Below are 20332 nucleotides of genomic sequence, written 5' to 3'. Positions count from 1 at the left end.
GCAACTAGAGTGCTCGGCATGACCGAACCCGCCCCGGATCCCGACGCGCTCGACTTCTGGTCGTTCATCGCGCTGGCCAACCGCAGGCTGTCCGGGGAGTTCGGGTTCCGCCACGGCCTGGCCACCGAGGTGCTGCTCACCCTGAACCGGGCCTCGGACCTGGTCACCTACGACCTGGAAGCGGCCGTGCACCGGCCACGCGGCCGCTCCTGGTCGGCGTTCCGCCTGCTGTTCGTGGCCTGGCTGGCCGGGCCGCTGGAACCCTCGGCCGCGGCCCGGCTCACCGGAATGAGCCGGGCCGCGGTCTCGAACCTGGCCAAGACCCTGGTCGGCGACGGGCTGCTGGCCCGCACCCCGGCCGAGCGCGACGGCCGGTCGGTGCGGCTCTCGCTGACCGAGGCCGGGCAGGCCGAGATGCTGGAAGTGTTCGCCGCGCAGAACGAACGCGAGGCGGGCTGGGTCGAGGTGCTCACCGAGGCCGAGCAGCGCGTGCTCGTGCTGCTGCTGGACAAGCTGATCTCCGGCCGGGCCGGCTTCGCCACCCGCCGCTGACCCCCTTCCCTCCCCTCTGCCCGTGGGTTACGCTGACAGAAAACTAGTACACACTTTAACTATATTCCTCGCGCCGATCAGGTGCGGGAACACTCGCCCGAGGAGGCGACCCGATGGCCTACTACCGCAGCGTGGGCAGCGTCCCGCCGAAACGGCACACCCAGCACCGCACCCCGGACGGCGGGCTCTATTCCGAGGAGCTGATGGGCGAGGAGGGCTTCTCGTCGGACTCGTCGCTGCTCTACCACCGGGGCGTGCCCTCGGCGATCGTCGACGCGACCGCGTGGGAGCTGCCGGATCAGACGCTCACCGAGAACCGCCCGCTCAAGCCACGGCACCTGAAGCTGCACTCGCTGTTCGCGGGCCAGGACTGGAAGAGTGCCGACGTGGTGACCGGGCGCAGGCTGGTGCTGGGCAACGGTGACGTCCGCATCTCCTACGCCGTGGCCGGCGAGGCGTCCCCCTTGTACCGCAACGCCATCGGCGACGAATGCGTGTACGTCGAGTCCGGCGAGGCGACCGTGGAGACCGTCTTCGGTGCGCTGTCCGCCCGAGCCGGTGACTACGTGCTACTCCCCCGCGCCACCACGCACCGCTGGCTGCCGGCCGGTGAAGAACCCTTGCGTGCGTACGTGATCGAGGCGAACTCGCACATCGCGCCACCGAAGCGATACCTGTCCCGCTACGGCCAGCTGCTGGAGAACGCGCCGTACTGCGAACGCGATCTGCACGGCCCGTACGAACCGCTGCTGGCCGAAGGCACCGACGTCGAGGTGCTGATGAAGCACCGCGGCGCGGAGGGCGTGACCGGAACCCGGTACGTGTACCCGGCGCATCCGTTCGATGTGGTCGGCTGGGACGGGCATCTGTACCCGTACACCTTCAACGTCTCGGATTTCGAGCCGATCACCGGGCGGGTGCACCAGCCGCCGCCGGTGCATCAGGTCTTCGAGGGCACCAACTTCGTGATCTGCAACTTCGTCCCACGCAAGGTCGACTATCACCCGCTCGCGGTGCCGGTGCCGTACTATCACTCCAATGTGGACTCCGACGAGGTGATGTTCTACTGCGGCGGGAATTACGAGGCACGCAAGGGGTCCGGCATCGAGCAGGGCTCGATCAGCCTGCACCCGGGCGGGCACAGCCACGGCCCGCAGCCGGGCGCGGTGGAACGCTCGCTCGGCGCGGAGTTCTTCGACGAGCTGGCCGTGATGATCGACACCTTCCGCCCGCTCGCGCTCGGCGAAGGCGGCGTCGCCGGCGAAGACCCCGGCTACGCCTGGACCTGGGCCGGGCGCGGACCGCTCTCGTGATCCGCGCCGTACCAGCGCTGGCCCGGGGCCTGTTCGACGACGCGGCGATCTTCCCGCCCGGGCTGGCCCCGCTGCCGGACGCGGTCGCCGCGCACGACCGTCACGCCGCCGCGTGGTATGCCGAGATGGTCGGCCCGCTGGTGGTCTCCGCGGCGGCGTTGAACGACCTCGGTCCAATCCTCTTCGGACGGAAGACAAGGCTGCCGATCGTGGTCACCTTGCCTGCCGGTCCGGACGGGATCCCCGGCGTCCTCGCGAAAGCCGCCGAACTGCCGGTCACCGTCACAGCCCTGGAGGTCGCCATACCGCTGGGCTTCGACGTGTCCGCGCTCCGGTCCGCTGTGGACGGTTGCGTCGCGCCCGTCGCGGTGGAGATCCCGCGGGACGACCGGAGAATCCCGTTACTGCAAGCGCTTTCCGGCACGCCGCACCGCGCGAAGTTCCGCACCGGCGGCACGTCCGCGGAGTACTACCCGGACGAAGCGGAACTCGCCTCGGCCGTCCGGGAAGCAGCGAAGGCGGGCGTCGCGTTCAAGGCGACCGCGGGCCTGCACCACGCGATTCGCAACACCGACACGGAGACCGGCTTCGAGCAGCACGGCTTCCTGAATCTGTTGCTCGCCACCGAAGCCGTGGCCCGTTCCGCCCCGGAGGACGAGGTCGTCGCACTGCTCGCCGAGCGCGACGGGAAGGCGATCGCTACGCGGATCCGCCGGCTGTCTCCGGATCGGCTGGCGCTCGCCCGGGAACGGTTCACCTCGTTCGGCACCTGCAGCATCAGCGACCCCCTGACCGACCTCACCGACCTAGGCTTGATCGGAGCCCCCGCATGAACCTGCCCGCCGATTCCCCGTTCGGCCCCGAAAACCTGCCCTACGGCGTGTTCTCCCCGGACGGTGGCGCCCCGCGGGTCGGCGTCCGCATCGGTGATCAGGTCCTCGACCTCGCCGTCGCGCTGGGCGACGAGGTGTTCGCCGAGCCGGCGCTGAACGCGTTCATGGCACAGGGCTACGACCGCTGGGTCGAAGTGCGGCGGCGGATCCAGGATCTCGTGGCCGGTGAACCGCCCGCCGCAGCCCTGCACCCGGTCGGCGAAGTCGTCCTGCACCTGCCCTTCGAGGTGGCCGACTACGTCGACTTCTACGCCTCGGAGCACCACGCGTCGAACGTCGGGCGGCTCTTCCGCCCGGACGCGGAACCGTTGCTGCCCAACTGGAAACACCTCCCGGTCGGCTACCACGGCCGGGCGGGCACGATCTACGTGTCCGGCACCGGCGTGGTGCGGCCATGCGGCCAGCGGAAAGGCCCGGACGGCCCGGTGTTCGGCCCGAGCACCCGGCTGGACATCGAGGCAGAGCTGGGTTTCGTGGTCGGCGCCGGAACGCCGGCGAACAGCCCCATCTCGCCGGCCGAGTTCCCGCGCCACGTGTTCGGCGCGGTCCTGCTCAACGACTGGTCCGCGCGCGACATCCAGGCCTGGGAGTACGTCCCGCTCGGCCCGAACCTCGGCAAGAGCTTCGCCACGTCCGTCTCGCCGTGGGTGGTGCCGATCCTGGCCCTCGACGGGGCGCGGATCCCGTTGCCCGGCCAGACCGATCCGGTGCCGCTGCCGTATCTGGCCGAGAGCCGGCCGTGGGGGCTGGACATCGAGGTGACCGTGCGGTGGAACGGCCAAGAGGTCGCGCGCCCGCCGTTTCGGGAGATGTACTGGTCACCGGCGCAGATGCTCGCGCATCTCACGGTGAACGGCGCCTCGGCCCGCACCGGTGACCTGTACGGCTCCGGCACCATCTCCGGCCCGGAACCGGCCGAACGCGGCTCGTTCCTGGAATTGTCCTGGGGCGGCCGCAATCCGCTCACCGTGAACGGCGAACCCCGCACGTTCCTGGAAGACGGCGACGAGGTCGTCTTCGAAGGCACGGCCACCACCGCCTCCGGCGCCAAGCTCGGCTTCGGCGAACTCCGCGGCCGCGTCCTGCCCGCGCGGCAAAGCTGAAAGCTGTGAAGGGGCCCTTCACGGACTCTGAGTCCGTGAAGGGCCCCTTCACAGCTTTGCTGAAGGTCAGGCGATGGGGGCGCCGGTCTTCGAGCGGACCTCGTCGGCGGTGACGCCGGGAGCGGTCTCGACGAGACGGAGGCCGTCTTCGGTGATGTCGAGGACGGCGAGGTCGGTGATGATCCGGTTCACCACGCCGATGCCGGTCAGCGGCAGGGTGCACTTCTCGACGATCTTCGGGCTGCCGTCGCGGGCGACGTGATCAGTGAGCACCACGACCCGGCGGGCGCCGACGACCAGGTCCATCGCCCCGCCCATGCCCTTGACCAGGGCACCCGGCACGGTCCAGTTGGCCAGATCGCCGTTCGCCCCGACCTGCAGCGCGCCCAGCAGGGCCAGGTCGATGTGCCCGCCGCGGATCATCGCGAACGATTCGGCGGAGTCGAAGAAGCTGCCGCCCGTCGCCAGGGTCACCGTCTGCTTGCCCGCGTTGACCAGGTCGGGGTCCTCCTCGCCGGCCCACGGGAAGGGGCCGAGGCCGAGGATGCCGTTCTCGCTGTGCAAGGTGACCTGCAGCCCGTCCGGCAGGTGGTTGGCCACCTGCGTCGGGATGCCGATGCCGAGGTTCACGTAGTCGCCGTCGCTCAGCTCGCGGGCGCCGAGCGCGGCCATGTCGTCCCGGGTCCAGCTCATGCCTGCGCCCCTTCCCGCTCGCGCACCGTGCGTTTCTCGATCGGCTTCTCCCTCGGGGTGACTTCGATCAGCCGCTTCACATACACCCCGGGCGTGACGACCACTTCCGGATCGAGGTAACCGTCCAGCAGGACCTCGGCCTCCACCGCGGTGACCCGGCCACAGGTGGCCACGAGCGGGTTGAAGTTGCGGGCCGCGTAGCGGTACACGAGGTTCCCGGCGCGGTCGGCGGTGTGCGCGTGCACCAGCGCGAGATCGGCGACGATGCCCCGCTCCTGCACGTAGGTCACGCCGTCGAACTCGGCGTGCGGCTTGCCTTCGGCGATCGGGGTGCCCACTCCGGCCCGGGTGTAGAAGGCGGGGATGCCCGCGCCACCGGCCCGCAGCCGCTCCGAGAGCGTGCCCTGCGGGGCGAACTCGACCTCGACCGTGCCGTCCAGGTACTGCTGGGCGAAGAGCTTGTTCTCCCCCACATACGAGGCCACGACCCGGCGGACCTGGCGGCTCTCCAGCAGGATGCCGAGGCCGATCCCGTCGACGCCCATGTTGTTCGAGACGATGGTCAGCTCCCGGACGCCCGAGTCCCGGACCGCCTCGATCAGGTCGAACGGGTTCCCGGTGAGGCCGAAACCTCCCACGGCGATGGTCATCCCGTCGGTCAGCGTCCCGTCGAGCGCCTCCGCGGCAGCGCGGTACTTCACCGGCACGGCATCCGCTCCTTTCGTTCGTTGCATTTCGTTCGTTGAATGGTCGCAACGCGATACCACATGGTAGGCGGGAAAGCCGTCAATGTCATGGCGGGAACTCCCGGCAAAGCTCTCGTACACCGAACATTCCCGGTACCGACGTTCACTGAGTGGACGTATCCTCGGGGCATGACCCCGGCTCCTCCGGACCACGTCGTCGGCCGTGTCTCGACGGTGCTGCGCGCGCTGTCCACCCGGCGCGACGGCGCTTCGACCTCGGATCTCGCACGCTCGTGCGGGCTGGCCCGCCCGACCGTGCACCGGCTGTTGTCCGCACTGGCCGAGGAGGGCTATGTGGACCGCGACCGGCACACCGGCCGCTGGCACCTCGGCCCGGAGCTGTACCTGCTGGGCGAAGCGGCCGCGCCGCGCTACGACGTGACCCAGCAGGCCCGCGCGAGCGTGCACCGGCTGGCCGCCGCCACCGGGGAGAGCGCCTTCTTCTCCGCCCGCCGCGGCGACGAGACCATCTGCCTGCTGCGCGAGGACGGCGACTTCCCGATCCGGTCCTTCGTGCTCTACGAGGGCGCGCGGTTCCCGCTCGGCGTGGTGTCGGCCGGTCTGGTCGTGCTGGCCATGCTGCCCGACCGCGAGGCCGAGGCCTATCTGTCCACAGTGGACTTGGCCGCGGAATGGGGCCCGGCGCACCGCACGGCCGAGATCCGCGCCCGGCTGGCCCGCACCCGCCGGGACGGCTACTCGACGAACCCGGGTCTGGTCGTGGAGGGCAGCTGGGGCATGGCCGCCGCGGTGTTCACCCCGTCCGGCGAACCGGGGTGGGCGCTTTCGCTCACCGGCGTGGAATCCCGGTTCCGCCCGGACCGCCGCCCGGAACTCGGCGCACTGCTGCTGAAAGAGGCCCATACCCTGACGAATCTGCTGCGAACCGGACGTACCAGGCCGACGATAGCTCTAGGTTGACGATCATGGTGAACCGAGGCAAGGGCTGTGAAGGGGTCCTTCACGGACTCTGAGTCCGTGAAGGCGATCTCTCTATTGTTAATCAACTCGTGACCTGGGCATACGCCGAACCTATCCGGTCCGTGTCTCACTCGATAAGGCCGTCCTTCCACTGGGGAGGGCACACCGGAAAAAGGGAAGCACTCCGCAACTCACCCACTCGTGACCTGGAGTTCGAGGGCAGGCACGCGCCTAGATCGCGTCCCAACTCCAGGGACGAGGTAGATCACCACGTAGGCACGCGATTCGGTGTCGTGCTTGATCAGCGGCATCCTGACGGGCGTCTGCCTTGCTGAGTGCGAAGCAGACCCACCGAAGTTCTTGGATGTCCGCGAAGGTGAGGTAGCCGGGTGCGGTGGTTACGTCGTAGCCGCCGTACGCGGTGACGAGCGAGCGATACTCCTCGGGGCTGATCCGGGCGAAGTCGGTGTAGTCGACGGCGATTTGGATCAAATCCCATTCGCGGCGGCCGAGAGAGACCATCTCCAGGTCCAGCAGGATCGGCGGGCCTGAGTCAGGTACAGCGACGTTGCCTTGCCACGCGTCGCCGTGGATCACACCGTCTGGTCCGGGGGCGATGAGGTCCCGGTAGCGCTGGCGAAGCTGGGCGAGGTGGCCTCGCAGCCATGCACGGTCACCATCGTCCACGCCGGGGGCGTCCGTGATGCGTTGATCAAGGTGGGCGAACGGGTCGTGCTCAGGCAGCTTCAGCTCTTCCGGGGCGGGTAGCTCGTGGAAGGAGCGCAGCACGGCGCCCAGTTCTGCGGGCGTTGCTGGCCTGTGGGCGGGCAACAGCTTCCACCAGGTGACCGGCCGGCCGCCTATGACGACGGGTTGGGGCACGTTGGCTAGGGCCTGTACGACTGGCAGTCCGGATATGGTGAGCCATCGGGACACGAGCACTTCACGCTCGGCTGTGTCCTGAGACCCAGGTCGGCCGATCCTCGCGACCACCCCGCCGGGGAGTCGGTACATCACGTTGGAGCCGTCACGGATCAAGTCGGCCCCGGTGACGTCCAGGCCAGCGATCCGGGCAGCGGCCGAAAGCACGCCGTCGGCGGTCGTGAGGTTCGCTGTCACGTCGTCGATCGTCTCAGGTCCCCGGAAGGGCCAGTAGAGCGATATCCTGTCGCAGCTCGGCGACATCACCGATTCGCGCGTGACGCTCGGAGGCGCGTGCCAGGCCGTTGAGTTCCTTCACGATGCGCTGAGATCGCAAGGGTGCCGCGTCGACAACCGCTTGTCGCCCGATCGATACGGCTTCGCGTGGGTCGCCGGTCGACATCATCAGCGCCGCAAGGCGGGTCCGGGAGAACGTCCGCGACCGTGGATAGTCCGCGCTCTGCAACCGGATGGCTGTTTCCAGCCGGGGCGCTGCCAGGTCAGGACGCTTGCGCTCCTGCGCGACCGGGATTAGCGCCTTTCCGGTACTGCCTTGGTGTTCGGCATCGTCGTAGTAGCACAGCCACGGCGGGTCTACCGAGGGGTCGCGGTCTGCAAAGTACGTATCGGCCCGGTCGACGTCGGAGATCGCCTCGTCTGACCGGCCGCTTAGGGCGAGCAAGCGCGCGCGGATCGTCCACAGCATGGCTCGCGCCGTCGCTGATACGCGGTCCGATCGGACCTGCGCAAACTCGATGAGTGACAGGGCGTCGTCCAGGTTGCCGAGGTAAGCGGCTTTGCGTGACATTTCCGCGAGCGTGTTTGCCCGGAGTGCCCATGAGCTGCCCTGGTCGGCGCACCACAGGGCGAATTGGAAACAGCGGTCTGCCGCTTCGTAGTTGGCGATGTCGAAGGCGGAGTATGCGACGACTCCGCTCAGGTTTCCTACTGCCTCGAACATCGCGTTGCGTACGTCGTTGGGTGCTTGAGCGTCGATCAGTCGGCCAGCCCAGCGGAGTTGGCCGGTCGCAACCTCGCAGGACAGACCTCCGCCGAACAGGTTTTCCGACATGGCTACGGCGCGGGTGGTCGCCCGGACGTGCTCGACATCAGTCCAGCCGATCCGCTGGGGAACTGGGGTCTCTACCGAGGTTCGCGCGAGGAATTCGGCGGGACTGACTCCAAGGTCCACCTGTCCGTAGAGATCCGTGGTCGCAACGGGCAAGGCGACGGCGGCCGGTGCCGAGGTGGCATTGCCTCGCCGAGTCGGGGCGAATCCCAGGTCTGCGTCGGTTGCGACGCCAAGTGCTGCGCGGAGTCCTTCGCGGTACGCCTCGCCGGGCCATCCGACCCTGCCGCTTTCGTAGCGCTTGATGGTGTCCGCGTCCAGGTTGAACCGCTGTTTCCGGGTCTCCCAGAGATACAGATTCGCGGCGTCGGCAAGTTCAGCGCGGGTCATGCATTCGCCGGACCTTGCGCGCGAGGGGGCTGCCTCGCGCAATGCGCGCAGTCGCGCGTTCGGCGTGGCCACTTCTCGATGCCCTCCCTGGCGTGCGTCGCCGAGTGTACCCCGGTGACCAGCGAGAACGCCCCTCAGATTGCCCCGGGGCGTCGCTCGATGCCCCCCAGAATGCCCTCTTGGCAACGCGCCAATTGATCGACGATCTAAGTATGACGATGACAGCGGATGCCCGGACGCACCTCACGTGGGTGAGGTCGGCGGAAACGCCGGTGGATCACGCGGTGACCGATGACGTCATGGCGAGGGGGACGGCCTCGCAGGGTGTGTACCTGGGCTTGTGCGGTGTTCAGTTCTTCTCGGCGCCGATGACCGCCGGTCCGGGGTCGGTGTGTGCGAGTTGCCGCCGGTTCGCGGTGGCGCGGGCGTCGTTGCAGTCGGTTGAGCAGCGGATGCGCGCACCGCGTCATCGTCGGCGCGGCCTGTCGCGCGTGTTTGCTCGCCTGCTGGCGGGCGTGCAGGCGTCTGAGTCTCCGGCCGTTCCCGGGCCGCGTTCGGCAGTTGCCTCCGCCGACGCGACGCCCCCCGCCGGGGGGCCGGACCGAGTTCACGGCGGGGCCGGGCTGACGGCGGTGCCCGGTCTCGCCGTGTCTCACCCGGGTCGGCCCTGGCTGGGGGTGAGGGCCGGTGATGGCGGCGGGGTGTGTCGACGTGCCGGACGGAGTGAACAGGTCAGAGCGTGACCGGGTGCGCGCGGCGGCGATCGAGTATCCGGCGTACGGGTGGGGCGTGCTGCCGGGGTCGGTGTGGAACGGCCGGCGCTACACGCTCGGGCACACCCCGACCCTGGTGGACGGGCTGGCGCCGGCGATGTTGTCGGGCCGGACGCTGCGGATCGCGCGGGAGGTGTGGTCGTGGTGGTCGGTCGCCCCGTATGCGGTGCTGGCCCGTGCGGGTGAGGACTTCGACGTGCTGACCGCCCCGGCCGAGCTGGTGACGGTGGCGCTGGAGCTGCCGGGTTCGGTGGTCCGGACGTGTCCGGTGATGCTCGCGCCGGACCGGACCTCGGCGCGATTGGTGGTCCGGCGGGGGTCGCGGTTGCGGTGGGAGTTGCACGGCGTGCGCGGTGTGACGCTGCTGCCGGTCGGCGCGCTGGTCGCGTTGCCGCCCACGGTGACGGCTGAGGGCGAGTGGTCCTGGTGGGTCGACCCAAGCGACGCACACGGGCCGGGGCTGGCGGGCGCTGTGCAACGTGCCCTGCGCGCGGCCGCGCACGGGATGCGAACGGACGGGCGGTGCTGAGGATGACTGGCACCTGGGTGCGCGGGGTCGCGGTGATGACGGATGTGGCGGCGGTCGGGGCGGAGTTGCGGACGGCGCGCGGGTTGTCTCAGCGGGAGGTCGGCCGGTCGGCGGGGCTATCGCACTCGGAGGTGTCGCGGATGGACCTGGGCAGCGAGCTGTACTCGGACGCGTTGGTGCGGCATCTGGCCGCCTATGCCGCCGCGCTCGGGTACACGCTGCGGTTCGTGCTGGTCGCCGACCCGCCGAGCAGTGACGAGAAGTCCGCAGCGCGGGGCCTGGCGAGGGAGGGGCTGTGACGACCGATCTTGACACGCATCACGGTCTCGCCGAGTTGATTCGGCAGGTCGCAGCGTTGGCGCTGTCGGGAGAGGTCGGCTGGACCGTGTACGGGCCTCCTGGGGACTATCTTGCCCGGGGCGTGATTTCTTACCAGGGAAGGGATTTCACGTTGCTGCGCAACGGCGAAGGCCGGGTTCTGGTGTACACCGCGCGCGAGTGGCCGCGTTCCTGGACGGGGTCCACAACGGAGAGTTCGACGACTACGCGGGGTTGACGGCCCTGCCCGAGGAAGGGAGCAGGGCATGAGCTTCACCGGCTGGAAGAAAGCGCAGAAGACGCACCACGAGGAGAACGCGTGTGTGCAGGTCGGGACGGCGCCGGGCTATGTCGGCATCCGCGACACCAAAACAGGACGGGGTAGCAGACGCGGTGCGGACGGTGCTGGTCGTTTCGCGGTTCACGTTCGCCGCGTTCATCACGGGACTGCGCGGCTAGACCGCCGGACGGATTGAGGGTGTGACATGTCCAGGGTGGCCAGGCCGTACATGACGGGAACGGCGCGTGAGGTGGTCGGCAAGCTGCTGCTCGGAGAGTGGCTGATCTTCGATCACCAGTGGAGCCACGCCGGCCCGGACCCGGCGTTGTGGCGGGAGATCGTGCAGGAGGTGTGCAACCGGGAAGACGTGGCGGTCGCGTTCATCACCATTCCCCGGCATGACCTGACGGTCGTGGTCAACCCCGCGTGTCAGCCCTCGTTCGAGCAGGTCCGGGACTCGATCGACGCCATGTTGCACCACCGCCTCACCGGCAGGCAGATCCCGTCCGAGGTAGTGGCCAAGACCGGATCGGAGGACCCGTTAGCGGCGGATCGAGCGCGGCACCGGTTGCGCAGCCGCTAGCGCGCCAAGCGAACCAGACGAATCGATCTTCAAGACCTACCGGGAGTAAGAAGAGATCAGGAGGGCCGGGCCACCCGTCCAACCGCAAGAAGTGCGGGTGGCCCGGCTGGGGAAGCCGGAGCAACCCCGATGCCCAGAGTATCGGGGGGCTCCGTGCTGCGCCGGGGAAGATCACCGGTCGTGTGTGCGCGAGTCGCCCTGTGAACAGCAGAGCGACCCGAAAGGCCACCACATCATGGGAAAACACGACACGCACAACGAACTGAACGGGCCCCAACTGGGACGGAGAGATTCCCTTTCAGGCCACCACGGTCGAGCAGGCACCTGCCCTAGTGGCCGCCTACCGTGACGCGGTCGCGATGGCCGAAGTGCTGGGCGAGGCGATGACCCGCGCGGGTCTGGCAGATCCGGCAGTGACGCTGGTCCCGTCGCTGAGCGCGGATGGCACGCCGGTGGTGATGCTGACGCTGACGGTGGGCGCGGTCCGGCGGATCGATGCCCTGTTGGCGTCGGGCACTCCGCCGCCGGGCTGGACCGCCGCCGCCGGCCGGAAGCGAAGTCAAACCCGGCCGGCGATGGCCCCGGTCGTTCAGGGCCTCTGCTTCCCCTCACCGCCCGTTCCTCCTTCGCCGCAGTGAAGCTCTCCGGGCAGAGGGATTGGAGTTGTTGGTACGCAAAGAAAAGAGGAGTGAGGAGTCCATCGTGACGCGTCAGGGGCCGGCCCCCGGCCGGGGACCTCTGGCGGATCGTTTCGCCATCCGAAGGAGGTTCGATCCGATGTTCAATGCGACGACGTCAGTCGTGCTGCAGCCGACGACGCTGTGCAACCTGGATTGCCGGTACTGCTACCTGCCGTTGCGCCGCCGGAACCTGACCATGTCGACCGAGGTCGCGCGCGCGGTCGCGGCCTCGATCGAGCCGTGGACGCGCGCGCAGGCCGTGGAGGTGTGCTGGCACGGCGGTGAACCACTCGCGATGGGGCGGGCGCGTCTCGGCGCGTTGTTCGACTGCTTCGCGGGCCTGGACGTCGCGCACGGCGTGCAGACGAACGGGGTGCTTGTCGACGACGGCTGGTGCCGGTTCTTCACCGAACGCAATGTCCACGTCGGAGTCAGCATCGACGGCACTCGTGCCGACACGGCCGCACGCGTCGACCGGGCGGGTAAGCCTGTGTATGACCGGATCGTTCGTGGCATCCGGAAGTTGAAGGAACACGGACTCGATGTCTCGATCATCGCCGTCGTGTCCGACCCCACGCCCGCCCATGCCCGCCGGCTGTATGAGTTCGCGGCCGGTGCCGGCGTGGCGTCGCTCGGAGTGAACGTGGAGGAGCAGGAGGGCGTCAACGCGGCCAGTAACGCCCACGACATGAACACGGTCACTTCGTTCTGGGCAGCGCTGGCGCACGCGTGGCAGGCCAACCCGGTCGTGCCGGTTCGTGAACTGAGCCGGGCCTTGGGCTATGTCGATTTTGTCCTACGCGACGGCGCCGATGGCGAGGCGGAAGGGTTGGCGGGCGGCGTGGATCCGCTGCCGACCGTGGGCTACGACGGGTCGGTCACGTTGATCTCGCCGGAGTTGGCTGGGTTCTCCTCGCCGAGGTTCGGTGACTTCGCCTGCGGCAACGTTCTGCGATCCAGCCTGGACGATCTGATCCGCTCCGGTACCGACAGCGCCTGGGTCGCGGAGTACAGCGCGGGTCTATCGGCCTGTCGGGATAGCTGCGCCTACTTCGAGTTCTGCGGTGGCGGGCAGCCCGCCAACCGGTACTTCGAGCAAGGGAGGTTCGACGGGACACAGACCAACTATTGCCGGAACAGCAAGATTGCTCTCCTGGAAGGAGTGTTGCGCGGTGTCGGAAGGAACGGTGTTGCTGCGGGAGCGGATTCGCGCGAGTAAACCTGTGCTCGCACCGCTTCTGACGCACTGGCGGCCGGTGCGCATGGCCAAGTTCGACAACCGGCCGACGTGGGACAACAGTCCGAAGTTCGACAATCGTCCCAGCTGGGACAACTGGAACAAGAAGTAGGCCGACGTTAGTCGGTGACAATGAACCCGCTCTCGGTCGCGATCGTGGTCGCGACCGAGAGCGCTTGTTCGTGGGTGATCTTCGCGCCGCGCAGCGAGAGCAGACCCCGAAGACCAGTCAGTCGTGACCCCCGTAGATCACAGTCGGTCGCGCGAGTCGCCTCGAACTCCGCGCCGGTGAATTCGCACTCGGTGAAGACCACGTTCGAGAGATCGCCGACGAACAACGTCTCGCGGAATGAGCAGCCGGAGAACACGGCGTTGTTCTTGACCTTGGCGATCCGGATGGTGGCGTAGTCGAACTGGGTGTCCTGCACGTAAAGGTCGGTGGCCTGCACGAGCGACAGCTGAACGCCGATGCCACGGCAGCGGACGAGTTCGACACGTCGCACGGTCGTTTCCTGGAGTACCGCGTTCGACAAGTCGGTGTCTTCCAACACGACGTCCGATAGCGACAGCGAGCCGAGACGCGCCTCCGCTAGGTTGACCGTGGTGACCAGCGCGTGGGAGAGCGTGCCTTCGCCGTTGACGCCGGTCTGGTCGCCGCCGTTGATATGCACATGCTCGAACGCGAATTCACCTCGGAAATGCGCCTGTTCTGGCACAAGCTCGTCTCGATCAATCGAGGGTCGCTGCACTTTCACGCCGACGACATCGCGGAATTCGAGCATGGCAAGAACCTTATCTGCTCCCGTCTGTGACACAGCCCGGGACGCCCCACGACGGCCGCACAGCCTGCCCCGTCGTGGGCCACGGGGAGGGGGTTTGCTCGACCCCGTCACCTGTCACACGTGTCGTTTCCCCTGGTTTGAGAGGGTTTGTGGCCGTCACTTCGCCGCCCTGACCAGCAGTAACCTAGTCGTCGTCACCCATGCCAACGACAGTAGGTCAACAGAAGGTGGGTCGCCAAAGGCCCCTTCACAGCCTTGGCCGGCACGGTGACAGGGGGGGGAGGGAGTGGGCGGCCGAGTCGGCTGGACGGCGGCGGTCAGGCGGAAGCCGAGGCGTTCTCCGCATCGAAGGCGGCGCGCGCCGCGGTGACCTGGTCCATGTGGTGGCGCGCCCAGCGGTCCAGCATGTCGAGGGGTTCGGCAAGGTCCCGGCCGAGCGGGGTCAGCTCGTACTCCACCTTCGGCGGGATCACCGGGTACGCGGTGCGCACCAGGATGCCGTCGCGGACCAGGCTGCGCAGGGTCTGTGTCAGCACCTTCTGCGAAATGCCCTCCACCCGCTTGCCGACCTGCGTGAAGCGCAGGGGCCCTGCGCGCAGGGCACCCACGATCAGTACCGTCCACTGATCCCCGATCCGGTCGAGCAGCTGACGGGTCGGGCAGTCCCGGTCGTACGGATTTCCCAGCACGGCGAACTCCTCACTCTCCCCTGGAGAGTAACAGCCCGCGGCTACTGCAAGCGATCGACCGCGATGCCGGCACGGGAACAGCCACGGCAACTCCGCGCTCACCCCGCCACACACCCGTGCCGGCTCAACCGAACCGGGGCGGGTCACCGACCGAACGTCTCAGTTGACACAGCCCGTGGCGGCCGTGGCCTTGGGCTGCTGCTGCGGCGTCGCGGAAGACGACGGTGCCGCGCTCTTCGTCTCCGCGATCGGGCGCACCCCGCCGGAGGTCGCGCCGGTCCCGCCCGAGGCGGCCACCCCCGGTGTGCCGAGCTGCTGCTGCACGAACTTCTTGACCTGCGACGGATCCACCTTGACCGCGTCGCCGTCGGACGGGGTGGCCAGCGACAGGCTCTGCACCGGGATGGTGGCGAACGCGATCGACCCCGTGCTGAGCCCGTGCAGCCGGCCGGCGAAGCTCAGCAGGTCCCAGCCGTGGTCGAGCACCACCGAACCCTGCAGCGCGTCGATCAGCGAGGACAGCCGGGCCGGATCGGTGAACGTGCCGGAGCCGAGCACGTTCTTCGCCATTCCGGCCAGGAACGCCTGCTGGCGCGCGATGCGGTCGAGGTCGCCGTTCGGCAACCCGTGCCGCTGGCGCACGAAGGCGAGCGCCTGCGCGCCGCTGAGGGTCTGCTCCCCGGCGGGGAAATCCGCCCCGGAGTAGGTGTCGTGGACCGGCGCGTTGAGGCACACCTGTACCCCGCCGACGGCCTGGCTCAGCGCGGCGAACCCGGCCAGATTGACCGCGGCGTAGTGGTTGATGGTGAGCCCGGTCAGCTTCTCCACGGTGCCGATCGCGGACTTCGCGCCCGCCGCGTCCGCCGCCATCTCCAGCTGCGGCCCGCTCTGCCCGCTCGCCGCCAGCTGCCCGCGAGCCGCCGCGCGCGCCCGGCTGTAGGCGGAATTGATCTTGTGCTGGCCGAATCCCGGAATGTCCACATAGGAATCCCGGGGGATCGAGATCGCGGTGGCCGCGGCCCCGCCCGCGGGCAGGTGCACCACGATCATGGTGTCGGTGGTGTTCCCGCCGTCGTCACCGCTGCCCGCGTGCAGGCTGTCGAGCAGGTTCTGCGGGAGCGGCAGCCCGTTCGCGCCGGTGCGCGAATCGAGGCCGACCAGCAGGATGTTCTGCGCGACCGGCAGCGGGGCGCCCGCTTCGCCCGCCAGCTGCCCGGACGGCGAGATGACGTCGGCAGTCACCAGTCCCTCGTCGAGCCGCTGCAGCTGCGCCCACGCGTATCCGGTGACCCCTACCACCAACGCCGACACCACCCCCAGCGCGACTCGGCCGCCGATCCGGCGGCTCCGGGCGGTGAGCAGCACGACTGTTCCCCTCGTCTGGTCGGTGGACCTGACCGGCCCTCCTTCGAGGATCGCCGCGCCAGCTGGGAAAACCCTGAGAAACCTGTCTCAATGACGTGATGGGAGCCCATTCGGCCGAACGCATTCCCGTGCTCCGCGACAGCCGGTGCCGCCGCGGACACGAAGAGTCCTAGCGGGGTAACCGGCGCCACACCGCCCGCGGCACGAAGCGCAGCACGGCGAACACCGGGCGCAACACCGCCGGCACCCAGACCACCCCGCGACGACGGCGCAATGCAGCCACCGTGGCGTCCGCGACCTGACCCGGAGTGCTGGAGAACGGCGCGGGCGACATCCCCTCGGTCATCCGGCCGACCACGAACCCGGGCCGCACGAGCAGCAGGTGCACCCCGGAGCCGTGCAACGCGTCGGCCAGCCCGCAGGCGAACCCGTCGAGCCCCGCCTTCGCCGAGCCGTACACGTAATTCGCCCGCCGCACCCGGATCCCGGCGACCGACGAGAACACCACCACGCTGCCGGAACCCTGCGCCCGCAACAGTTCCGCCGTGTGGGTGAGCACCGAGACCTGGGCGACGTAATCGGTGTGCACGATCGCGGCGGCGTGCGCGGCATCGGTCTCGGCCCGCGCCTGATCGCCGAGCACCCCGAAAGCCAGCACCACGATCTCCAGCGGCCCGTGCGCGGCCACGACCCGCTCCAGCAGCCCGCGATGCGACCCGAGATCGTCCGCGTCGAAGTCCTCGACCAGCACGCTCTCCGCCCCGGCGGCCCGCAACTGCGCCACCGGATCGGACAGATCGGTCCCCGGCCGTGCGGCCAGCACGAACCGGCGCCCTCCGGAGCCGACCCGCGGCAGGCCCGTGGCATGGTCCGGCGTTTCGGCGCCGGGCCGCGAATTTCCGGACCGGGCAGGCTCGGCGCCGGTGTCGGGCGACGCATTGTTCGGCCCGTCGCCGTCACTCGGTCCGTCGCCCCGGCCCGGTCCGCCGTTTCCCCGCGCCCCGGCACCCAGGTTCCCCGAATCCGCACCACTCGCATCCCGCGGGACCTCCGGCACCCCGCCCGTGACCGCCGCCTCGCGGGCCAGGCGGACCGCGATCGCGGTTCCGATTTCACTGCGTCCGCCGAGTATCAGCACCGTTGCACTCACGGTCGGTGAGTCTGCCAGCCAGGCTCAGCCAGGTCGCGAGTGGCTCGCTTCACACTCTGCAAGTTTGCAGATCATGCAAGATCAGCGTTAGCCTGGCCGCATGTCCTCCTCCGACGCCACCCCCGGACTGCGCGAGCGCAAGAAGCGCGAGACCCACCGTCTCCTCGCCACCACCGCGATCCGGCTGATCGACGAACGTGGTCTGGACCAGGTGACGGTGGATGACATCGCCGCCGAGGCCGGGGTCTCCACCCGCACCTTCTTCAACTACTTCGCGTCCAAAGAGGACTCGGTGCTGATCCCGCGCGCGGATCGGGAGCAGAGCACGCAGGAGGTACTGGAGCGGTTCGCCGCGCAGCCCGCCGAGCTGGGGTCGTTCCCCGCGATGCTCGCGTCGATCCGGCCGATGCTGACGGAGATCGACGAGAATCCACAGGAATGGCTGGCCCGGTTGCGCATCGTCATGGCCAATCCCGGGCTCGCCCTGCGCGCGCTGACCCTCGACCGGGAGTCGAACGCCGAACTCGTCGCGGCGATCGCCCGGCGCAGCGGGACCGACCCGGCGACCGACCTGTTCCCGGCCCTGGTGCTCTCGCTGGTCAGCGGCACCCTCGACACCGCTTTCCGGCTCTGGTCCGCCATGGACGGTGCCCGCACCTCGGCGGAGCTGTTCGACGAGGCGGCGGCGCTGGCCACGAGCCTCACCGATCCCGCATGACCAACCCCGCATGACCGATCCGAAGACTCCGAAAGGGACAGTGATGACCGTTTCCCAGGACCGGCCGCCCAGCCCGGCCGCGATGAGCCGCGGCCAGGTGCGGCAGGCGATGTCCGGGCTGATGATGGGCATCTTCGTGGCCATCCTGGCCTCCACCGTGGTGGCCAACGCGCTGCCGCGGATCATCTCCGAACTCGATGGCTCGCAGGCCTCCTACACCTGGGTGGTGACCACCGAGCTGCTGGCGATGACCGCCACCGTCCCGCTGTGGGGCAAGCTCGCCGATCTCTACAACAAGAAGCTGCTGATCCAGATCTCGCTCGGGCTGTTCCTGATCGGCTCGCTGATCGCCGGGCTGGCCCCGAACATCGAGCTGCTCATCGGCAGCCGGATCGTGCAGGGCATCGGCGGCGGCGGGCTGACCGCGCTCGCCCAGGTGATCATGGCGGCTATGGTCTCGCCCCGTGAGCTGGGCAGGTTCTCCGGCGTGTTCGGCGCGGTGTTCGCGGTGGGCACGGTGGCCGGGCCGCTGATCGGCGGCTTCATGGTGGACACCTCCTGGCTCGGCTGGCGCTGGTGCTTCTTCATCGGGGTGCCCTTCACCCTCGCCGCGATCCTGTTGCTGCAGCGCACGCTGCAGCTGCCGACCGTGCGCCGTGAGGCGAAGGTGGACTACCTCGGCGCGTTCCTGATCATGGCCGGGGTCTCCACCCTGCTGGTCTGGTCCTCGCTCGCGGGCAAGCAGTTCGCCTGGGGTTCCTGGCAGACCGCGGTACTGGTGACCGCCGGGCTGCTGGTGCTCGCGCTCGCGGTGTGGGTCGAATCCCGGGTCTCCGAGCCGGTGATCCCGCTGAGCCTGTTCCGCAAGCGCACCGTCACCCTGACCACCGTCGCCAGTTTCCTGGTCGGGCTGGCGATGTTCGGCGGCACCGTGTTCCTGTCCCAGTACTTCCAGCTCTCCCTCGGCAAATCGCCCACGGTGGCCGGGCTGATGAGCCTGCCGATGATCTTCGGACTGCTGGTGTCCTCGACGGTGTCCGGGCAGCTCATCAGCCGCACCGGGCGGTGGAAGTCGTTCCTGGTGGCCGGCGGGGCACTGATGACCGGCGGCCTGGCGCTGCTCGGGCTGATCGACGCGCACACCAGCGTGCTCACCGTGAGCGTGTACATGTTCGTCCTCGGCGTCGGGATCGGGCTGCTGAACCAGAATCTGCTGCTGGTGGTGCAGAACGACGTGCCGCCCGCGGATCTGGGCGCGGCGACCTCGACGGTGTCCTTCTTCCGCAGCCTCGGCGGATCGATCGGGGTGAGCGCGCTCGGCGCGGTGCTGGCCAACCGGGTCAGCTCGCTGATCACCCGCGACCTCGGTCCGGCCGCGGCCGCCGGTGGCGGCGACAAGGTGCCCGACCTGGCCACCCTGCCCGGTCCGGTCGCGACGGTGATCCGCGAGGCCTACGGCGTGGCGACCAGCGATGTGTTCCTGATTTGCGCACCGGCCGCGGTGCTGGTGATCCTCACCGTGGTGTTCCTGCGGAACATGCCGCTGAACAACCGCAGCGCGATGGAGCGGCTGGCCGACGAGGCCGCCGGCTGAGCCACCGCACGAAAAACGTCCGGGCGGCAACCGTGTGGTTGCCGCCCGGACGCGTACCGGGGCCGGATGCGGATCCGTTTCCGGGGAAAGAAGCTTTCGCCTTCGCCGCCGGGAGTGGTCACCGGCCGGGGGTCAGGCGGCTCGATGTCCGGCGGGCGCGCCCGCGGTGGTGCGGACCAGCTTTCGCCGCTCCAGTTCGGTGGTTCCCCCGAAGACACCGTTGCTCAGGCCGTTGTCGAGGGCGTAGGAAAGGCACGCCTGGCGGACCGGGCAGCGCGCGCACACGGCCTTCGCCTGGGCGACCTGCCGGGCACCGGGGCCCACGTCGGAAATCGGGAAGAACAGTTCCGGATCCTCGTCCTGGCACGCCGCGCGGGCGAGCCAGCCGGTGGTCGTCAGTTCCATTGTCGCGTTTCACCTCCTGTCTTCATTGTCGGAACACGGTCAATCGAGTTCTCCGGGCGCACGACGAAAACCGCTTCGCGTGGCACTCGGTGGCTTTCGGCCGAACCCGCCCCGGCGACCGGGGCGGCGTGGCGACCGACTGTCCAAGTTACCACCACTGGCCGCCGGCGCGGGGATTTTCGATCCAGGTCACACCTGCGGGGGACCGGTCTGCCCGATGCACACCTCCGCACAGGGCAGCCAGGGCAGCACGCACCGTGCCGTGACCCGATCGTTACATCCCGGGGGTCCCCCACCGCACCTGTTTCAGCGGGTCCGGTCCGGGAGGGGGTGCGCATGGCAGGCTTCGACGAGTTCTTCCGTGCCGACTACCCACGGCTGGTCGCTTTCCTGTGCCTGGCCGGGTTTTCGCCCGGCCCCGCCCGCGAAGCGGCAGTGGACGCGTTCGCCCGGACGGCCGCGGGCTGGCCGGCCAACGACGATCCCCCTGCCGCGGTACGACAGGCCGCCTTGCGGCTCGCCCGTGCGTCACCGTCCGAAAGGGACACAGCGGACCGGTCGGCCGACTTCGGGACCGCCACCGTGTCCGCCGCGCTCGGCATGTCCGGCGCCACCGTCGTTGAGGGCT

The 20332-nt window shown here is 69.1% G+C and carries 24 protein-coding genes; 15 read left to right on the top strand and 9 right to left on the bottom strand.

Going from position 1 to position 20332, the window contains the following annotated elements:
* Nucleotides 1-18 precede the first annotated feature (18 nt).
* The 4 genes from ATK36_RS27980 (at nucleotide 19) to fahA (ending at nucleotide 3861) form a co-directional block, all read left to right on the top strand.
* Complete coding sequence (locus tag ATK36_RS27980) at nucleotides 19-552, top strand: MarR family winged helix-turn-helix transcriptional regulator (protein WP_098515236.1); 534 nt, start codon at nucleotides 19-21, stop codon at nucleotides 550-552.
* Between the two features lie 113 nt (nucleotides 553-665).
* Nucleotides 666-1865 carry a homogentisate 1,2-dioxygenase gene (locus ATK36_RS27975; RefSeq protein WP_098514188.1) on the top strand — a complete coding sequence of 400 codons (1200 nt, stop codon included), beginning with the start codon at nucleotides 666-668 and terminating at the stop codon, nucleotides 1863-1865.
* Nucleotides 1865-2698: a hypothetical protein gene (locus ATK36_RS27970; protein WP_098515235.1), complete on the top strand. Its 834-nt coding sequence runs from the start codon at nucleotides 1865-1867 to the stop codon at nucleotides 2696-2698. Before ATK36_RS27975 ends, ATK36_RS27970 begins: the two co-directional genes overlap by 1 nt.
* Nucleotides 2695-3861 (top strand): fumarylacetoacetase, encoded by a 1167-nt coding sequence (fahA, locus tag ATK36_RS27965; RefSeq protein WP_098514187.1) that lies wholly within the window; start codon nucleotides 2695-2697, stop codon nucleotides 3859-3861. Before ATK36_RS27970 ends, fahA begins: the two co-directional genes overlap by 4 nt.
* A gap of 66 nt (nucleotides 3862-3927) precedes the next feature.
* Here fahA and ATK36_RS27960 read toward each other — a convergent pair whose 3' ends face one another.
* Together ATK36_RS27960 and ATK36_RS27955 are read right to left on the bottom strand one after the other, a co-directional pair.
* On the bottom strand, nucleotides 3928-4554 hold the full coding sequence (locus tag ATK36_RS27960) for a CoA transferase subunit B (RefSeq protein WP_098514186.1): 627 nt from the start codon (nucleotides 4552-4554) through the stop codon (nucleotides 3928-3930).
* A complete protein-coding gene (locus ATK36_RS27955) occupies nucleotides 4551-5261 on the bottom strand; it encodes a CoA transferase subunit A (RefSeq protein WP_098514185.1) in 711 nt (236 codons plus the stop codon). The genes ATK36_RS27960 and ATK36_RS27955 overlap by 4 nt, the downstream gene beginning before the upstream one ends.
* A gap of 168 nt (nucleotides 5262-5429) precedes the next feature.
* On the opposite strand from ATK36_RS27955, the gene ATK36_RS27950 reads away from it, so the two are divergent.
* Nucleotides 5430-6221: an IclR family transcriptional regulator gene (locus ATK36_RS27950; protein WP_098514184.1), complete on the top strand. Its 792-nt coding sequence runs from the start codon at nucleotides 5430-5432 to the stop codon at nucleotides 6219-6221.
* Nucleotides 6222-6452: 231 nt separating this feature from the next.
* Here the strand turns inward: ATK36_RS27950 and ATK36_RS27945 are convergent, their stop codons facing one another.
* Complete coding sequence (locus ATK36_RS27945; protein WP_098514183.1) at nucleotides 6453-7340, bottom strand: phosphotransferase; 888 nt, start codon at nucleotides 7338-7340, stop codon at nucleotides 6453-6455.
* Between the two features lie 13 nt (nucleotides 7341-7353).
* Nucleotides 7354-8673: an NsdA family TPR-like regulatory protein gene (locus ATK36_RS27940; protein WP_479722929.1), complete on the bottom strand. Its 1320-nt coding sequence runs from the start codon at nucleotides 8671-8673 to the stop codon at nucleotides 7354-7356.
* 639 nt (nucleotides 8674-9312) lie between these two features.
* On the opposite strand from ATK36_RS27940, the gene ATK36_RS27935 reads away from it, so the two are divergent.
* From ATK36_RS27935 to amcA, 8 genes are all read left to right on the top strand, one after another.
* The gene (locus tag ATK36_RS27935; RefSeq protein ID WP_141544554.1) at nucleotides 9313-9903 is read left to right on the top strand and encodes a hypothetical protein; all 591 of its coding nucleotides are present in this window, start codon (nucleotides 9313-9315) and stop codon (nucleotides 9901-9903) included.
* A 2-nt stretch (nucleotides 9904-9905) separates the two neighbouring features.
* A complete protein-coding gene (locus ATK36_RS27930) occupies nucleotides 9906-10202 on the top strand; it encodes a helix-turn-helix domain-containing protein (RefSeq protein WP_141544553.1) in 297 nt (98 codons plus the stop codon).
* Nucleotides 10199-10459 carry a hypothetical protein gene (locus ATK36_RS27925; RefSeq protein WP_098514180.1) on the top strand — a complete coding sequence of 87 codons (261 nt, stop codon included), beginning with the start codon at nucleotides 10199-10201 and terminating at the stop codon, nucleotides 10457-10459. Before ATK36_RS27930 ends, ATK36_RS27925 begins: the two co-directional genes overlap by 4 nt.
* Nucleotides 10460-10487: 28 nt before the next feature.
* On the top strand, nucleotides 10488-10697 hold the full coding sequence (locus tag ATK36_RS27920) for a DUF397 domain-containing protein (RefSeq protein ID WP_245915249.1): 210 nt from the start codon (nucleotides 10488-10490) through the stop codon (nucleotides 10695-10697).
* A gap of 33 nt (nucleotides 10698-10730) precedes the next feature.
* Complete coding sequence (locus tag ATK36_RS27915) at nucleotides 10731-11084, top strand: hypothetical protein (protein ID WP_211291970.1); 354 nt, start codon at nucleotides 10731-10733, stop codon at nucleotides 11082-11084.
* A 359-nt stretch (nucleotides 11085-11443) separates the two neighbouring features.
* Nucleotides 11444-11722, top strand: coding sequence for a hypothetical protein (locus ATK36_RS27910; RefSeq protein ID WP_141544552.1), 279 nt, complete (start codon nucleotides 11444-11446; stop codon nucleotides 11720-11722).
* A 139-nt stretch (nucleotides 11723-11861) separates the two neighbouring features.
* Nucleotides 11862-12983: a cyclophane-forming radical SAM peptide maturase AmcB gene (amcB, locus tag ATK36_RS27905; RefSeq protein ID WP_098514178.1), complete on the top strand. Its 1122-nt coding sequence runs from the start codon at nucleotides 11862-11864 to the stop codon at nucleotides 12981-12983.
* Nucleotides 12984-12987: 4 nt separating this feature from the next.
* Nucleotides 12988-13113, top strand: a complete 126-nt coding sequence (gene amcA / locus ATK36_RS34310; RefSeq protein WP_281259096.1) for a multiple cyclophane-containing RiPP AmcA — start codon at nucleotides 12988-12990, stop codon at nucleotides 13111-13113.
* 7 nt (nucleotides 13114-13120) lie between these two features.
* Here the strand turns inward: amcA and ATK36_RS27900 are convergent, their stop codons facing one another.
* From ATK36_RS27900 to dprE2, 4 genes are all read right to left on the bottom strand, one after another.
* Nucleotides 13121-13783 carry a pentapeptide repeat-containing protein gene (locus ATK36_RS27900; protein WP_098514177.1) on the bottom strand — a complete coding sequence of 221 codons (663 nt, stop codon included), beginning with the start codon at nucleotides 13781-13783 and terminating at the stop codon, nucleotides 13121-13123.
* A gap of 317 nt (nucleotides 13784-14100) precedes the next feature.
* Nucleotides 14101-14472 carry a winged helix-turn-helix transcriptional regulator gene (locus ATK36_RS27895; protein WP_098514176.1) on the bottom strand — a complete coding sequence of 124 codons (372 nt, stop codon included), beginning with the start codon at nucleotides 14470-14472 and terminating at the stop codon, nucleotides 14101-14103.
* A 159-nt stretch (nucleotides 14473-14631) separates the two neighbouring features.
* Complete coding sequence (locus tag ATK36_RS27890) at nucleotides 14632-15837, bottom strand: LCP family protein (RefSeq protein ID WP_098514175.1); 1206 nt, start codon at nucleotides 15835-15837, stop codon at nucleotides 14632-14634.
* A 169-nt stretch (nucleotides 15838-16006) separates the two neighbouring features.
* Nucleotides 16007-16693 carry a decaprenylphospho-beta-D-erythro-pentofuranosid-2-ulose 2-reductase gene (gene dprE2, locus ATK36_RS27885; RefSeq protein ID WP_098515233.1) on the bottom strand — a complete coding sequence of 229 codons (687 nt, stop codon included), beginning with the start codon at nucleotides 16691-16693 and terminating at the stop codon, nucleotides 16007-16009.
* A 394-nt stretch (nucleotides 16694-17087) separates the two neighbouring features.
* Between dprE2 and ATK36_RS27880 the strand changes: the two genes are divergently transcribed.
* Together ATK36_RS27880 and ATK36_RS27875 are read left to right on the top strand one after the other, a co-directional pair.
* Nucleotides 17088-17705, top strand: coding sequence for a TetR/AcrR family transcriptional regulator (locus ATK36_RS27880; RefSeq protein ID WP_098514174.1), 618 nt, complete (start codon nucleotides 17088-17090; stop codon nucleotides 17703-17705).
* Between the two features lie 82 nt (nucleotides 17706-17787).
* Nucleotides 17788-19299: an MDR family MFS transporter gene (locus ATK36_RS27875; RefSeq protein WP_211292086.1), complete on the top strand. Its 1512-nt coding sequence runs from the start codon at nucleotides 17788-17790 to the stop codon at nucleotides 19297-19299.
* Nucleotides 19300-19431: 132 nt separating this feature from the next.
* Here the strand turns inward: ATK36_RS27875 and ATK36_RS27870 are convergent, their stop codons facing one another.
* On the bottom strand, nucleotides 19432-19704 hold the full coding sequence (locus ATK36_RS27870) for a WhiB family transcriptional regulator (RefSeq protein ID WP_098514173.1): 273 nt from the start codon (nucleotides 19702-19704) through the stop codon (nucleotides 19432-19434).
* Nucleotides 19705-20332: the final 628 nt, after the last annotated feature.

This window comes from Amycolatopsis sulphurea, assembly GCF_002564045.1.
Taxonomy (GTDB): Bacteria; Actinomycetota; Actinomycetes; order Mycobacteriales; family Pseudonocardiaceae; genus Amycolatopsis; species Amycolatopsis sulphurea.
The sequence above is the reverse complement of the archived record's forward strand: the minus strand, read 5'-3'. Positions and strand labels throughout refer to the sequence as shown.

Bases quoted from the DNA above. Each gene is read 5' to 3' on its own strand.
- ATK36_RS27980 (WP_098515236.1), top strand. From the start codon at position 19: ATGACCGAACCCGCCCCGGATCCCGACGCGCTCGACTTCTGGTCGTTC.
- ATK36_RS27975 (WP_098514188.1), top strand. From the start codon at position 666: ATGGCCTACTACCGCAGCGTGGGCAGCGTCCCGCCGAAACGGCACACC.
- fahA (WP_098514187.1), top strand. From the start codon at position 2,695: ATGAACCTGCCCGCCGATTCCCCGTTCGGCCCCGAAAACCTGCCCTAC.
- ATK36_RS27960 (WP_098514186.1), bottom strand. From the start codon at position 4,554: ATGAGCTGGACCCGGGACGACATGGCCGCGCTCGGCGCCCGCGAGCTG.
- ATK36_RS27950 (WP_098514184.1), top strand. From the start codon at position 5,430: ATGACCCCGGCTCCTCCGGACCACGTCGTCGGCCGTGTCTCGACGGTG.
- ATK36_RS27930 (WP_141544553.1), top strand. From the start codon at position 9,906: ATGACTGGCACCTGGGTGCGCGGGGTCGCGGTGATGACGGATGTGGCG.
- ATK36_RS27920 (WP_245915249.1), top strand. From the start codon at position 10,488: ATGAGCTTCACCGGCTGGAAGAAAGCGCAGAAGACGCACCACGAGGAG.
- ATK36_RS27915 (WP_211291970.1), top strand. From the start codon at position 10,731: ATGACGGGAACGGCGCGTGAGGTGGTCGGCAAGCTGCTGCTCGGAGAG.
- ATK36_RS27910 (WP_141544552.1), top strand. From the start codon at position 11,444: ATGGCCGAAGTGCTGGGCGAGGCGATGACCCGCGCGGGTCTGGCAGAT.
- amcB (WP_098514178.1), top strand. From the start codon at position 11,862: ATGTTCAATGCGACGACGTCAGTCGTGCTGCAGCCGACGACGCTGTGC.
- ATK36_RS27900 (WP_098514177.1), bottom strand. From the start codon at position 13,783: ATGCTCGAATTCCGCGATGTCGTCGGCGTGAAAGTGCAGCGACCCTCG.
- ATK36_RS27880 (WP_098514174.1), top strand. From the start codon at position 17,088: ATGTCCTCCTCCGACGCCACCCCCGGACTGCGCGAGCGCAAGAAGCGC.
- ATK36_RS27875 (WP_211292086.1), top strand. From the start codon at position 17,788: ATGAGCCGCGGCCAGGTGCGGCAGGCGATGTCCGGGCTGATGATGGGC.
- ATK36_RS27870 (WP_098514173.1), bottom strand. From the start codon at position 19,704: ATGGAACTGACGACCACCGGCTGGCTCGCCCGCGCGGCGTGCCAGGAC.